Below are 14,400 nucleotides of genomic sequence, written 5' to 3' on the forward strand. Positions count from 1 at the left end.
CGAAAATCAATGCCGCGGCCTGCATTCAGGAATTTATTCGAAATCACTGAAAGAACGCCGGCCGCGCGCCCGTATGGGAAAGGAGGCGGGAACATCTACCGCGGCCCTTCCATGTTTACCAAATTTCAGCGCTTCCTTTCTCTCCTCGTCGGCGACTTTCATTGGAATCCTCCGGAGTGGCCGCGACGTTCGGCACGGACCGGATTCAATTGGGTGCGAGGCCATCGTCGCGCCAGCGTCATCACCGTGCTGGTGCTGGCGGCGTTGATCGCCGGGGGCTGGCAGACGTGGAATTGGTATCGGCATCGGCCCAAGCCGGTGACGATTAGCGTCACGGTGGAATCGCCGGGGGTTACGCCGATGGAAAAGGAGCTGAAGCCGCGGCCGATTTACATCCGCTTCGGCGGCTCGGTGGCCCGCCTGGACCAGATGACGAAGCCCACCTTGCAAGCCGTGGCTTCCGGGTCACACGCCACGCCCGCCCCGGCGGTGAGAGGAATCCAAATGGACCCACCGGCCAATGGCGCCTGGCATTGGGCGAGCGATCGCCTGCTCGTCTTCGAGCCGAAACAGGATTGGCCGGCCGATCAGAAATACCGCATCACGCTCGACCGCAGCCTCTTTCCCTCGCACGTGTTGCTGGAGAAGTATGTCGTCGAGGCCACGACGCCGCCGTTCGGCGCGGAGATCTCGAAGATCGAGTTTTACACCGATCCGACGGAGCCGACGGTGAAGCAGGTGGTGGCGACGTTTGAGTTCACCCACCGGGTCGATCTGGTGGAATTGGAGAAACGGTTGAAGCTGACCGTCATCGGCGAGTCGGAGATCTTTAAGAAGGGTGCGCCCCAATTCACCCTCACCGCGGGCCAGCATCAACGCATCGCTTACCTGCGCACGAGCCCGCTCATTCTGCCGGAACACGAGGACTTCCTACGTGTGACATTGGAGAAAGGCCTGCCGACCCTGCAAGGCGGTGCGGTGACGAGCGCGGAGGTCGAAAAGAAAGTCGAGGTGCCGGATATCTATAGCTTCTTCCGGATTTCGAAGACCACCGGTACGATCGTGCGGAACAACGAGGGCGATCCCGAGCAGTTGATTATGATCGAGACCAAGGGCGCGGCGAAAACGGAGGACATCCAGAAAGGGCTGCACGTCTATCTGCTGCCGAAGCGGAAGCCGGCCAAGGAAGATGACGACGCGGAGAAAAAGGATTGGTCCAGCGCGGAGGAAATCGATGAAGCAGTGCTCAAGCGAGCCACGCTGCTGCCGATCAAGGCCGTGCCGTCGGCCAGGGAGAACTCGGAGTTGCATAGCTTCAAGGTGAGCCTGGAGGCGGAGGGTCAGCTTTACGTCACCATCGACAAGGGCGTGCATGCGCTCGGCGGCTTTTTGCTGCGCGATGATTACGCGGCGATCATGCCGGTGCCGGAATTGCCACGGGAAATCGAGATCCAGGGGCAGGGGGGCGTGCTGGCGCTCAATGGCGAGCACAAGCTCTCCATCAAATCGCGCGGCGTGCGCACCATCGAGTACGAGGTCGCGCGCGTGCCGGCGGACCAAATCAACCATCTCGTGAGCCAGACGCGCGGCGAGTTCCAGAACCCGGAATTCGTGAACTACCACTTTGGCCGGGAAAACATCGCGCGTATCGCCACGGAGCGGCAATCGATCAACTTCAAAAACAAGTTCAAGGCGAACTACTCGGCATTCGATTTTTCGAAACATCTGCATCCCGCCGATGACGGCGGCAGTGCCATGCAGGGACTCTTCTTCCTCCGCGCTCGCGAGTGGACGCCGCCGAAAAAGAAGGACGCGGAGAATCAGGAAAATGCGGAAGAAAGTACTGAACGCACAGATCGCGAAGAGGCGGGAGCCGCCGATGAGGAGGACGACACGAACGGCGAGGATAGCGAGACCAACGTCGGGGATGGGCGGTTTATTCTCATCACCGACATCGGCATGGTGGTGAAGGAAAACACCGACGGCAGCCGCGATGTCTTTCTCATGTCGATCAAGACGGGGGATCCGCTCGGGGGTGTCGCTGTGGAAGTGCTCGCGAAGAACGGCGTGCCGCTGCTGACCGCACAGACCGCGCCGGATGGCCATGTGAACTTCCCCTCCCTCGGCAAGCCGACCCGCGAAAAGACTCCCGTCGCCTTCGTCGCGCGGCGGGGCAACGACGTAGCCTTCATACCTTATTCACGCAGCGATCGCTTGGTCGATTACTCGCGCTTCGATACCGGCGGCGTGGAGAGCCGTTCCGGCGCCGAGCTCGATGCCTTCGTCTTCACCGAGCGCGGCATCTATCGCCCGGGTGACGAGATTCGCATTGGCCTCATCGTGAAACAGCGCGACTGGGGCGGGAAGCTCGAAGGGTTGCCGGTCGAGACGGAGATCCTCGATGCGCGCGGGACGAGTGTGCAGGTGCGCAAGCTGGCCTTGCCCGCGATGGGTTATGCCGAGACGAGTTACCAGACGGCGTATGAATCGCCCACGGGCGCCTATACGATCAGCGTCTATCTGGTGAAGGACGGCAAGCGTGGCACGCTGCTTGGTGAAACCTCGGTTACGGTGAAGGAGTTCCTGCCCGATCGCATGAAGATCGAGTCGGTGTTGTCGAAGGACACGAAGTCCGGCTGGGTGACACCGGATGATCTGCGCGCGGCAGTCACGCTGCGCAATCTCTACGGCACGCCGGCCACCGCCCGGCGGATCAAGGCGCACATGGTCCTCTCGCCGGCGGATTTTGAATTCCAGGAATATCCCGGCTTCTCCTTTTACGATCGTCTCTACGACGAGAAGAAAGAGCGAAAGGCGCAGGAGGTGGAGATCGGTGAAGAAAAGACCAACGACCAGGGCGTGGCGGATTTCGAGCTCAATCTGGATCGTTTCGCCGATGCGACTTACGCGATGACCCTCTACGTGGAAGGCTTCGAGGCCGACGGCGGCCGCAGCGTGAACACGAGCAACCATCTGCTCGTCTCGGCCTCGCCCTATGTCATCGGCGCCAAGCCGGACGGCGATTTCAGTTATCTCAAGATGGGCAGCGCGCACACCCTCGAGTGGATCGCGCTCGACCCGACGCTCAAGAAGATCGCGGTGGAGGACCTCGAGGCGCGGCTCATCGAGCAGGTCTACGTCTCCGTGTTGAGCAAGAATGAGGACGGCAACTACGTCTACGAATCGGTCATGCGCGAGAATGTCATCCGCACCGAAAAGGTGAGCATTGGCGAGGAGGGCTTGAAATACACCGTGCCGACCGATGTGCCAGGGAACTACGTGCTTGAGCTGCGCGAGAAGGATGACGAGACGCGGATAAGTCGCGTGTCGTTCTGCGTCGTGGGCCGCGGCGCGGTGTCGCGTTCGCTGGAGAAGGACGCCGAACTGCAGGTGAAGCTTTCGCGCCCGCAATACAACACCGGGGACGATATCGAGATCAGCATCGTCGCGCCGTATACCGGCGCGGGACTCATCACCATCGAGCGCGATAAAGTTTACGCGCACACCTGGTTCAAGGCCGACCGCACCAGCACCGTGCAGCACATCAAGGTGCCGGCGGATTTCGAAGGCACGGGCTATGTGAATGTCTGCTTCGTGCGTGCGCTCGATTCGAAGGAAGTCTTCATGTCGCCGCTCAGCTATGCGGTCGAGTCGTTCAAGGCGAACATCGAGAAACGCCGCCTGCCCATCACTCTGCACGCGCTCGCCAAGGCGAAGCCTGGCGAACCGCTGCACATCAGCTACAAGACCGACCGGCCCTCGCGCATCGCGGTCTTCGCCGTCGACCAGGGTATCCTGCAGGTCACCGATTACCAACTGCCCAACCCGCTCGCGCACTTCTTCCGCAAAGCGGCGCTCATGGTGCAGACCCGGCAGATCGTCGATCTCATCCTGCCGGAATATTCCATCCTTCGCTCGGCCTCAGCCTTCGGCGGCGACGGCGAGAAACATCTCAACCCTTTCCGGCGCGTGACGGAAAAGCCTGTGGTCTTCTGGTCGGGGATCATTGATGCCGACGCGCGCGAGCGCGAAGTCATCTACGACGTGCCCGATTACTTCAGCGGCACACTCACCATCATGGCGGTGGCCGTCGCGCCCGATGCCGTCGGCTCCGCGGAGATGAACTCGCTCGTCCGTGGTCCCTTCGTGCTCACGCCCAATGTCCCGACGGTCGCCGCGCCCGGCGATCAATTCGACGTCAGCGTTACCGTGGCGAATGGCGTGGAAGGATCGGGCGAGAACGCCGAAGTCCAGGTCACCGCCCAACCTTCCGAGCATCTCGAAATCGTCAAAGCTCCCGCGAACCCGCTGCAGATCAGCGAAGGCCGCGAGATCAGCACCACCTTCACCGTGCGTGCGAAGGAAAAATTCGGCTCCGCGAGCCTCCTCTTCCGCGCCTCGGCGAATGGCCAGGAATCCAAACTCCGCTCCACGCTCAGCGTGCGCCCCGCGGTGCCGTTCATGACCTCCGTGCGCAGCGGCAATTTCCTCAAGGACGCCTACGAGATTCCCGTCGAGCGCCGCATCCATCCCGACTTCCGCCGACTCGACGCCACTGTCTCCGCGCTGCCCCTCGGCCTCGCGCGCGGCCTCGATATGTTCCTCAAGAACTACCCGAACGGCTGCTCCGAACAAATCACCAGCGGCTCCTTCTGTCGCCTGCTGCTCGCGGATGAAGCCGACTTCGGCCTCACCCGCGGCGAAATCAGTAAACAGCTCGAGCACACCTTCGCCACGCTGCGCCGCCGCCAAAACGACCAGGGCGGCTTCGGCTATTGGGCCGCGGAAAACAGCAGCGACCGCATCGACTTCGTCTCCACCTACGTCATGCACTTCCTCATCGAGGCGAAAGCCGCCGGCTTCGCCCCTCCGGCAAATGTCTTCCAAAGCGGCCTGCGCCATTTGCAAGCCATGGTCGTGCTCGATCCCCACGACCTCCGCGAGGCGCGCATCCAGGCCTACGCCATCTACCTGCTCACACGCGAAGGTGTCGTCACCACGAACTACATCCTCAATCTCCGCGATTACCTCGACAAGCATTACCCCAAGCAGTGGACCGGCGACCTCACCGCCGTCTATCTCGCCGGCGCTGATGAGCTCCTGAAAAAACACGACGACGCGCAGCGCCTCATCAAGGGCTACAAGCTCGGCGTCCACGATCCGCACGAGTGGTGGGATTTCCATTCCGCGCTCGGCGCCGATTCCCAATACATCGCCATCATCGCCCGCCATTTCCCCGATTTGCTCAAGCGCGTCAGCGCCGAGGATTTCCAGAAAATCATCACGCGCCCAATCGGCGACGGCCGCTTCAACACCCTCTCTGCCGCCTGCGCCGTCCTTGCGTTGAAGAGCTATTCGCAACACCTCACCCTCACGCAAACCGTCCCGCAACTCGGCGTCACCGAGATCAGCGCGAAGCGCGAAACACCACTGCGCATGGAAGGCAGCACGCTCTTGAAGCGTGGCACCTTCTCCGCGAATGCCACCGCGCTACGTTTCACCGCGAAGAATCCGGTGCACGGGATGGGCGCTTTCTACCAGGTCGTCGAAGCCGGTTACGACGACGCGCTGCCCACCGTGCCCGTCGCCGATGGCCTCGAAATCTTCCGCGAGTTCGTTGACGACAAGGGCGCCGTCACCCACACCGCGGCGCTCGGCGAACCCATCACCGTGCGCCTCCTCATCCGCAGTTTGCACGGCGAACTCTCGAACATCGCCATCGTCGATCTTATGCCCGGTGGATTCGAAATGGCCGCCGGTTCGCTCGAGCCCGGCGTCGGTTCCCACGGCTTCGATTACGTCGACGTCCGCGAAGACCGCGTCGTCTTCTTCGGCGGCGTGGACAGCCGCGTGCGCGAAGTGACCTACAAGATCAAGCCCACCAACCGCGGCGAATTCATCGTCCCTCCCACCTTCGCGGAATCGATGTACGACCGCGCGATCAAGGCGCGCTCGCTCCCGGGCAAGATCACCGTCACCGACGGCGCCATGAAAAAAGCGCGCTGGCTCTGGATCAGTTTAGGTTGTGTTTACGGATTGGGCCGTCGTGCATGGCGGCACGTGCAGCGTCCTGGGAGCGGCGACTTTCCAGTCGCTGATCGAATCCAACGCGCGCAGCGCCATCCCTTTTGGCGTCGCTTCGCGACGCAGGGCGACTGGAAAGTCGCCCCTCCCCAGGGGCCACTCTGGCCGCGAATGCGCGATCCCGGCGCGTGGTTACACACGCCCTACACCAAGCCGTTTCGCCGCCGCTCCCCCGTGATCGCCGATTTCTTCAAACGCCTCGGCCTCGCACTCGCGTTCATCCCGCTCCTGCTGGCCACCGGCTGGTTCTTTCTGCCCGCGCCGCCGCCGCTCGATGGCCTTAGCTGGTCGCAGCGCGTCCTCGATCGCGATGGCCATCTCCTCCGCCTCACCCTCAGCGCCGATGACAAATACCGCCTGCCCACGCCGTTGGCGCAGATCGCCCCCGAACTCGTCAACGCCACCCTCACCCATGAGGACCAGCATTTCTGGAAACACCCCGGCATCAATCCCGTCGCTGTCCTCCGCGCCGCGTGGCACCTCGGCCTCGGCCAACGCGGGCGCGGCGGCGCCTCCACCATCACCATGCAACTCGCCCGCCTGCGCTACGGCCTGCATACTCGCACCGCGCGCGGCAAGCTCCTGCAAATGTGGCGCGCCCTCGAGATCGAGCGCCATTACACCAAGGCGCAAATCCTCGAGCACTACCTCGACCTCGCACCCTACGGTCGCAACATCGAGGGTGTCGGCGCTGCCAGCCTGCTCTACTTCGGCAAACCGGCCTCCGCCCTCACCGCGCACGAAGCCATCGCCCTGAGCGTCGTCCCGCAGAGTCCCACGCGCCGCACCCCGCGCGCCGAGTCCGCCAACCCCGCTCTTACCGCCGCTTCGCATCGCCTCGCCGCACGCCTTTGCAGCCTGGCGGACGCCAGACAAGGAAGCGATCTCGCTGAAGCGGGACGTCCCTCCAGTTCCGATTCGGATGCGTTCGATGTCGACACCGTCCCCATCCGCCCGCACCTCACGCGTGACTTCGTCGCCCCGCATTTCGTCCTCCGGGTCGCGCGGCGCGATCCTACGCAGCGTGAAATCACCACCACTCTCGACCGCGACCTGCAGCGCCTGCTCGAGCGCCGCATCGCCGCCTACGTTGACGCCAACCGCCGCCTCGGCGTGAGCAACGCCGCCGCCATGCTCATCGACACCCGCACCATGGAAGTCCTCGCCCAGGCCGGCTCCGCCGCTTTCTTCGACCCCGCCATCTCCGGCCAGGTCGATGGCACGCGCAGCCGCCGTTCGCCCGGTTCCACCCTCAAGCCCTTCATCTACGCCGCCGCCATGGATCAGGGCCTCATCCACCCGCTCACCATGCTCACCGATGCGCCCCGCCGCTTCGGCGGCTACAACCCCGAGAACTTCGACGGCGACTTCGCCGGCCCCATCCACGCCACTGATGCCCTCGCCCGCAGCCGCAACGTCCCCGCCGTCGCCCTCGCCGCGCAACTTACGCACCCCACCTTCTATCAGCTCCTGCGCAAAGGCGGCGTCGCCCTCCCGCACGAAGAGAGCTACTACGGCCTCGCTCTCCCGCTCGGCGGCGGCGAAGTGACCATGGAAGAGCTCGTGCGCCTCTACGCCGCGCTGGCCAATGGCGGTCGCCTGCGCCCGCTCCAGCGGACCCTGCCGCATCCGCCCAGCGAAGGCGGCACGCGCCTCGTCAGCCCCGAGGCGGCCTTCCTCGCCCTCGAAATGCTCGGCCACGTTCCGCGTCCCGACATCGGCACCGAGGCCGGCGCCGATGGCATCTATTGGAAAACCGGCACCTCCATGGGCTTCCGCGACGCCTGGTCCATCGGCGTCTTCGACCACTTCGTCCTCGCGGTGTGGATCGGCAATTTCGACGGCCGCCGCTGCGCTACTTTCGTCGGCCGCACCTGCGCCGGCCCGCTGCTGTTCCAGATCATCGATACCCTGCGCACCCCAGGGCCGGGCCCACCCGCGCCCCATCCAGCCTCCGACCGGCGCCAATCTTCAGCGCGTCGAATTCTGCGCCGAGAGCGGACAGCTTCCCACCGCCGCGTGCCACCATCGCGTCACCGGCTGGTTCATTCCCGGCGTTTCGCCCATCACCCCCTGCGAGGTACATCGCGAAATCCTGGTGGATGCCGAGACCGGACTCCGCGTGCCGTCCGATGACGATGGCACGCGCGAGGTCCGACGGGCCGTCTACGAATTCTGGCCTTCCGACCTGCTCGCCCTCTTCGAGCGCGCCGGCCTGCCGCGCCGCCGCCCACCGCCCTTTGCCCCCGGCGCCGAAGGCGGCGTCGAGACCCTCGCCCGCACCGGCAAGCCGCCGCAAATCACCTGTCCCGCCAACGGCCAGACCTACGCCGTACGCCCCGGCGGTGACCACGCCACCGGCACCATCTCTCTCCAGGCCCGCAGCGAAGCCGACGTCGTCCGCCTCTATTGGTTCGCCGGCAAAGCCTTCCTCGGCGCGACCTCCGCCCGCGAGACGCTGCCGTGGCGCCCCGCGCCCGGGAAATACCACATCGTCGCGTTGGATGATCGCGGAAGGTCGTCGACTTCGACGGTCACGGTGCAGGCGGCCGGCGTGGAATGAGGGAAAGTTGATAGTTGAGGGTTGAGAGTTGAGAGTCCCCCGCGTTCCCGCTAGCGGGCGCGCTCCGCGCAGAAAGGGAACGAGCGCGCCAACCGGAGGGCCGCCGCTTCGTCAGCGCCCAAATCCCTCCCACCGCGGCGACTTCATATACGGTGTTCCTCCGAGTAGACGTCCGGCAACAACAGCGCGAAGCGCTCCCCAAATATGTGTCATCTTGAGCGGAGCGGGGAAGCATGGGCGCAGTCGAAAGACCTCCAATTTCCGTGGGTTTTCGCGCGGAGCTATTTTCCGATGCGACTATGCCCGGAAAACGGCGCGCTTCAGAAAGCGCGGCTCTCAACGCTCAACTTTCAACCATCAACTTTCGCACCCTCAAATCTAAACTTCCCCTCCCCGTCTTCCCACGTATACCAGCGCCCCACTATGAAGGCGTTGCGTGTGATGAAATCTCCCCTGGCGGTCCTGTTGCTCTCTCTTTCCCTCTCCGTCAGCTCCGTGCTCGCGGTGGAAAAAGCCGGCCTCCTCGTCGAGATCGGCAAGAAAGTCGTCAACCGCAACGACAAAGTCACCGTCAACGGCGTCGGCAACATGGAGATCGACCACGACATGACGCTGAAGATGGATGTCAAAAACACCTCCAGCAAAGAACTCCCCGAGACCCCGGTCGAATCGATCGTCCTCATCCAGCGCTATTTTTCGGAAAGCGCCACCGTCGAGCGCTACACCGGCACGGCCAAGATCGCCGCGCTGCACGCCGCGCAAACTGGCACCGTCGACGTCGGCAGTTTCCACATCGGCGGCCACATGCACGGCTCTTCCGACATGCACGTCGACAAAGTCGTCGCCTGGAAAATCACCCTGACCCGTGACGGCCAGAAAGTCGAATTCACCAGCGGCAGCAGCTTCGACAGCTACAACCGCCGGGCCAAGGACGTGGCGGGGAAATAAGCGCGCGCAGAGGACAAAAAGAAACGTCTGTAGCCGCGCTGTCCCCAGCGCCGCCAGCTTAAGAGTGCAATGCTTTGGATAGGCGCTGCTTCGCTTCGTCAACGTTCCGGACCAAATAGATCATCCTCAAACGCCGCCGCTTCTTCCGAGGAAAGATGCGGCATCGCCGACCACAATCGGGCCAATTCCACACCGGCCCGTCCCGTCATCGCCCCGGGAATTCCTTGCGCTATTTCGTCCGTCACTGTCACTTCCACCCGCGCACCTTCTGCTAGCGGCAGCGGCGAAAGTGGGCGCAGGACGCCTTTCTCGTAAACAGCCGCAGCGGTCGTAGTCATGCGTCTAAGCTACTTCCAACTCGTCGGCGCACAAAGGCGAAAATCCCCCGCGCCTCCCCGCCGGTAGGCCAGTCGACAAAGTCGTCGCTTGGAAAATCAGCCTTACCCGCGACGGCCAGAAAGTTGCATTCACCAGCGGCACCAGCTTGGAAGGCTGTGAAATAAATAGACCGCCCACCTCGCGGTCATTCTGAGTGGAGTGGAGGGAGTGGAACGACTGGAACGCAGTCGAAGAATCCGGCGGAACAACCAGCGATGATCTCTGGGAAACAGGGGTCAGCTGACATTTTCTGACAGCCCGACTAGGTTCGCGAAAAGGGACCTCCGTGCTCATCCATCCAGCGAGTTGTAGTCCCACTCGAAGCCGAGGCGGTCGATTAAGGTTTCGAAGGTGCTTTGGTCGGCGGCGGCAACCCAGACGGCGGAGGTGGATTTGCTACCAGCGAGACAGACGAGGGTTCCGTCGGCTCCGAAGAAGCGGGCGCTGCCGTCTCGATGGCCCCCGACCTGCGGATAGATCGCGGAGATGGTCTTCGCGGCGTCGGGAATGCCGGAGGTGTAGGCGCGATGAGCGTAACCGCCATTGACGAGCTGCCAGAGGGTCATCGTCTTGATCCACTCGGAGAGGAGCATTTCCTCCGGGGTCCAAAAAAGACCTGGTTGCTGTCTATGGACTGGTAGACCATGGGATCATCCGCCCCGGCTTCTTCGGTCTTGAAGCTCCAGTACTCAAGGTACTGATTCTCGGCATAAAAGATGGAGTATCCATCGGCGATCTCCATATCGCTGGGGAGCAGAAGAGAATTGTGCGGTTGCGTGAGGGCCGCGCAGCCGCCAAAGGTTTCATAGATCTCACGGAGCGCCGCGGGCAGTTTCGCGGCGGACGGAACGGCTACGACATCCGCCGGGGTGAGGGGACGTCTCAGCCAATACTCGGCAAAGGCACGGAGGTCGGTCTGGCGGCTCATGGTGTGTGCTCAGCCTTATCTCAACCGACTCTCGTGCCCAAGCTCCAGCTTGGACACGCACTCGTCTTGGAAGCTCCAGCTTCCTTTGGTTGCCCCACGAAGCAGGAGCTTCGCAGACAGGGGCATTCCCAAGCTGGAGCTTGGGAACGAGGAGAGAGGAGAAAAAGGGGAATGGCGCTGCGCGCGTGTGACCGGATTTAGCTTTCTTTGGGTTTTGCCCGCAGCCGTCCTTTGAGCGTACTGGCGGTGAAAGGTCCCGGTTGGGCGATCAGGTCGCGGGCCGCGGGCACTTGGTCCCACACGTTCCAGAGAAGCACTCCACGCACTCGGCCTTGATCGAGATAGTAGATGACGCCTTCTTCGTTGGGGCGCACCCAATCGGCGAAGGTTTCCAGCTGCGAATTCAGTTCGCCAACGGCTTCGTAGCCCAGATCGAACAAGTCCGAATAGAAGGACGGCAAATGGTCATACCGCTCGTTCTTTCCAGCCATGTTCCGTCCGGCCAGGCGTCCCATCGAGTTGGCGTTGTCTTCGTGCTCGACGCGCAGGTGCTTTCCCAAGGCAGGGTTGTAGAAAGAGGCTACGTCTCCCGCGGCATAAATATCCGGGAACGGCGTGCGCAGAAATGGATCCACCACGATCCCGTTGTCCGTGGCGATGCCGGCGCTCTCGGCCAGGGCGACGTTGGGTTCGATGCCAATGCCGGCCACCACGCCATCGACGAGGACTTCCTGGCCGCCGGCCGTTTTCAAGCAGTGCTGATGATCCCGCATCTCGGAGGCGATCACTTTTTCACCGGCGAGCAGGGTGACGCCCTTCTGTTCGTAGTACTGGGAAATGAATTGCGCCAACGCTTCCGGAAAAATGTGCGCTCCAATGGTTTTGCCGGGAAAGATCATCACGACTTGCTTGCCGTTCATGGCCAAAGCCGCCGCGATCTCCGAACCGATGAAGCTGCCCCCGATGACGGCAAATCTTTTGCCAGTCTCGGTCAACACCCGCAGACGCCGGTAATCCGCCACCGTGCGAAAATAAATAATGTGTTCGTCATCAAAAGGCAGGCGCCGCACTTTGCCGCCCGTGGCCAGCACTAGCTTGCCGTAGGTGTAGCCATTTCCGCCGCTGTCTGAGACCCGCTTCTCGCTCGGAACAAGTTTGGTGATTTCGCTTTCGAGATGCAAATCGACGTTCTTCGTCTTCCGCCAGATGGTGTCCATCGACTTGCCTTTCCAGAGCGCCTTGGTGAGGGGAGGACGGTTGTAAGGAGTATCTGCCTCCATGCTGAACATCCCGATGCTGCCGCTTCCATCGACCTCGCGGATGCCATCCGCCGCGGCTGCCGCCGTCATTCCACCACCGACAATCAGGTAATCGTAACTGGTCATGGCTTTTGCGTATGTGTTGCTAATTCGTTTCGTTTGGCCGCATCGGCTTTAGGAATCGGCGAAATTCCGGAATGAGATTGGCCAGGGAATGGGGAAAAGTTTAAAAGCGGATCGATCTGGTATCCGCGCTCTTCATCTGCTTTATCGACCCAAACAATTATGACCCAAGGGACGGCGGCTGAGCGCGGTGGCTACAGCTAAGCATTACCCACATCTTTGGTCGGTTTTTGTGTGTCAGCGCCGGATCGTGCTGGGAGCGGCGACTTCCTAGTCGCCGGCCGGAAAACCGTTGCGCGAAGCGCCTCTCTTTTTTGGGGCGTCGCTAAGCGACGCAGGGCGACTGGGAAGTCGCCCCTCCCCAGGGACTACCGTCTTACGCAACCCTGGAATAAGATGGGGGTAATGCTTTGGACTACACCACCGGCTGGGCCTGGTTCGGCGAGGCCGCGCTGAGGTCGCTGAGCTTGACGAGCCGGTCCTGGGTGAAGACTTCGAAGATGGCGCGGCGCAGTTCTTCGAGGCTCGCCGGTTTGGCCAGGACGCGGTCGATATTGGTGCCGGGGCCGGCTTCCCCGACGAGATCGGCAAAACCGGTGAGCATGATGATGGGCTTGGCCGGGTTCAACTGCCGGAGGACGCCGGCGAGCTGGCCGCCATTCATGCCGGGCATGGCGAGGTCGGTGATGACCAGGTCGTAATTGACCCGCTGGCATTTCTCGAGGGCAAGGCCGCCGCTGCCCGCGGTGTCGACGGCGTGGCCATCGGAGCGCAGGAGCTCGGAGACGAGTTCGCTGATGATCGGCTGGTCGTCGACGAAGAGGATCTTGAGCGGCCGCTCGAGGGCCGGAGTGATAGGCAGAGTCTCGGGTGAGGTCACCTCGCTGGAGACGGGGAAGCGCAGGATGACGGTGGTGCCGACATGGGGCTCGGTCTCGATATGGATGGTGCCTTTGTGCCGCTTGACGATGCCGTGGGCGACGCTGAGGCCGAGGCCAGTGCCTTGTTCGCCCTTGGTGGTGAAGAAGGGCTCCATGCAGCGGCGCGCCGTGTCGCCGTCCATGCCGAGGCCATCGTCGGTAACGCGGACCACGATGGTCTCGCCCTCGACGGCAGTGCGGATGAGGATCTGGCCGCCGTGCGGCAGGGCGTCGACGGCGTTGAAGATGAGATTGGTGAAGAGTTCGCGGAGTTCGACGGGGTTGCCGGCAAGGATCGGGAGCTCGCGGAATTCGCGCTTCACGGTGATGTGGGCGCCCCAGGTGAGGGCCTGGTTATTCCACCGCGGCATGGTGAGGGTGACGGCCTGATCGATGAGCGGGTTGAGATGAACGGCGGCGAGGGGCTCGCCGGTGTTGCCGACTTTGTAGAATTCGCGGAGACGGCGGACGATCTGGCGGGCATCGTGTCCGGCGCTGAGGATGCGCTTGAGGTAATCGGTGTGGTCGGGGCTCTCGAGGAGGAGCTCGCCGTAGCCGAGGATGGAGGAGAGCGTGTTGTTGAAATCGTGAGCGATGCCGCTGGCCATGACGCCGAGGGCGGCGAGACGTTCCTGCTTGATGACCTGGGCCTGGGTGGTGCGCAGATTGGCGAGGGTGGATTCGAGCTGGGCGGTGCGTTCGTGGACGCGCTCCTCGAGGAAGATGTTATGGCTTTGCAACTCGAGGTGCAGGAAGCGGGTCTCGAGGAGGTTGCGAATGCGGGCGGTCACTTCGGCGGCGTCGAGCGGCTTGTGGAGGAAGTCCTTGGCGCCGGCGCTGAGGGCGCGCAGTTTCGTGTCGGGGCTCTGGTCGCCGGTGAGGACGAGAATGGGGAAGAAGTCATCCGCAGCGAGGCTTTCGCGGAGCTTGCGCATGATTTCGAAGCCATCCATGTGCGGCATGTAGATATCGAGGAGGAGGATATCGGGATGCAGGCGCTCGAAGGCTTCGAAGGTCTCGCGTTCGTCGTTAACGATGTGGACCTGGAAGTGGCCGCGCAGCATGCGCTCGATGAGGAGCGAGCTGCGGACGTCGTCGTCGACGATGAGGACGCGGGCGCTTTCGAAAGTGCTTTTGGGAAGTTGCATGCGAATGAGATCGGGTACGGCGCGGAGAGCGCGAGTGGATGTGCTGTGT

Annotated in this window: 8 protein-coding genes; 3 read left to right on the top strand and 5 right to left on the bottom strand. The window is 62.7% G+C overall.

From position 1 onward, the window contains the following. The first annotated feature begins 111 nt into the window (after window positions 1-111). The 3 genes from pbpC (at window position 112) to CFE428DRAFT_RS18220 (ending at window position 9,595) form a co-directional block, all read left to right on the top strand. Window positions 112-8,220 (top strand): penicillin-binding protein 1C, encoded by an 8,109-nt coding sequence (gene pbpC, locus CFE428DRAFT_RS35870; RefSeq protein ID WP_006981094.1) that lies wholly within the window; start codon window positions 112-114, stop codon window positions 8,218-8,220. Next, window positions 8,207-8,647: a hypothetical protein gene (locus CFE428DRAFT_RS37520; protein WP_157447567.1), complete on the top strand. Its 441-nt coding sequence runs from the start codon at window positions 8,207-8,209 to the stop codon at window positions 8,645-8,647. Before pbpC ends, CFE428DRAFT_RS37520 begins: the two co-directional genes overlap by 14 nt. A 423-nt stretch (window positions 8,648-9,070) precedes the next feature. Continuing rightward, the gene (locus CFE428DRAFT_RS18220) at window positions 9,071-9,595 is read left to right on the top strand and encodes a hypothetical protein (RefSeq protein WP_006981096.1); all 525 of its coding nucleotides are present in this window, start codon (window positions 9,071-9,073) and stop codon (window positions 9,593-9,595) included. A 98-nt stretch (window positions 9,596-9,693) separates the two neighbouring features. Here the strand turns inward: CFE428DRAFT_RS18220 and CFE428DRAFT_RS18225 are convergent, their stop codons facing one another. The 5 genes from CFE428DRAFT_RS18225 to CFE428DRAFT_RS18245 form a co-directional block, all read right to left on the bottom strand. Beyond that, window positions 9,694-9,933: an antitoxin family protein gene (locus CFE428DRAFT_RS18225; RefSeq protein WP_006981097.1), complete on the bottom strand. Its 240-nt coding sequence runs from the start codon at window positions 9,931-9,933 to the stop codon at window positions 9,694-9,696. A gap of 330 nt (window positions 9,934-10,263) precedes the next feature. After that, window positions 10,264-10,566: a hypothetical protein gene (locus CFE428DRAFT_RS18230; RefSeq protein ID WP_006981098.1), complete on the bottom strand. Its 303-nt coding sequence runs from the start codon at window positions 10,564-10,566 to the stop codon at window positions 10,264-10,266. Next, the gene (locus CFE428DRAFT_RS18235) at window positions 10,536-10,901 is read right to left on the bottom strand and encodes a hypothetical protein (RefSeq protein ID WP_006981099.1); all 366 of its coding nucleotides are present in this window, start codon (window positions 10,899-10,901) and stop codon (window positions 10,536-10,538) included. Before CFE428DRAFT_RS18235 ends, CFE428DRAFT_RS18230 begins: the two co-directional genes overlap by 31 nt. Window positions 10,902-11,098: 197 nt before the next feature. Beyond that, window positions 11,099-12,286: an NAD(P)/FAD-dependent oxidoreductase gene (locus CFE428DRAFT_RS18240; protein ID WP_006981100.1), complete on the bottom strand. Its 1,188-nt coding sequence runs from the start codon at window positions 12,284-12,286 to the stop codon at window positions 11,099-11,101. Between the two features lie 412 nt (window positions 12,287-12,698). Next, on the bottom strand, window positions 12,699-14,351 hold the full coding sequence (locus CFE428DRAFT_RS18245) for a response regulator (protein WP_006981101.1): 1,653 nt from the start codon (window positions 14,349-14,351) through the stop codon (window positions 12,699-12,701). Window positions 14,352-14,400: the final 49 nt, after the last annotated feature.

The sequence above is a fragment of the Chthoniobacter flavus Ellin428 genome (genome assembly GCF_000173075.1).
Taxonomy (GTDB): Bacteria; Verrucomicrobiota; Verrucomicrobiia; order Chthoniobacterales; family Chthoniobacteraceae; genus Chthoniobacter; species Chthoniobacter flavus.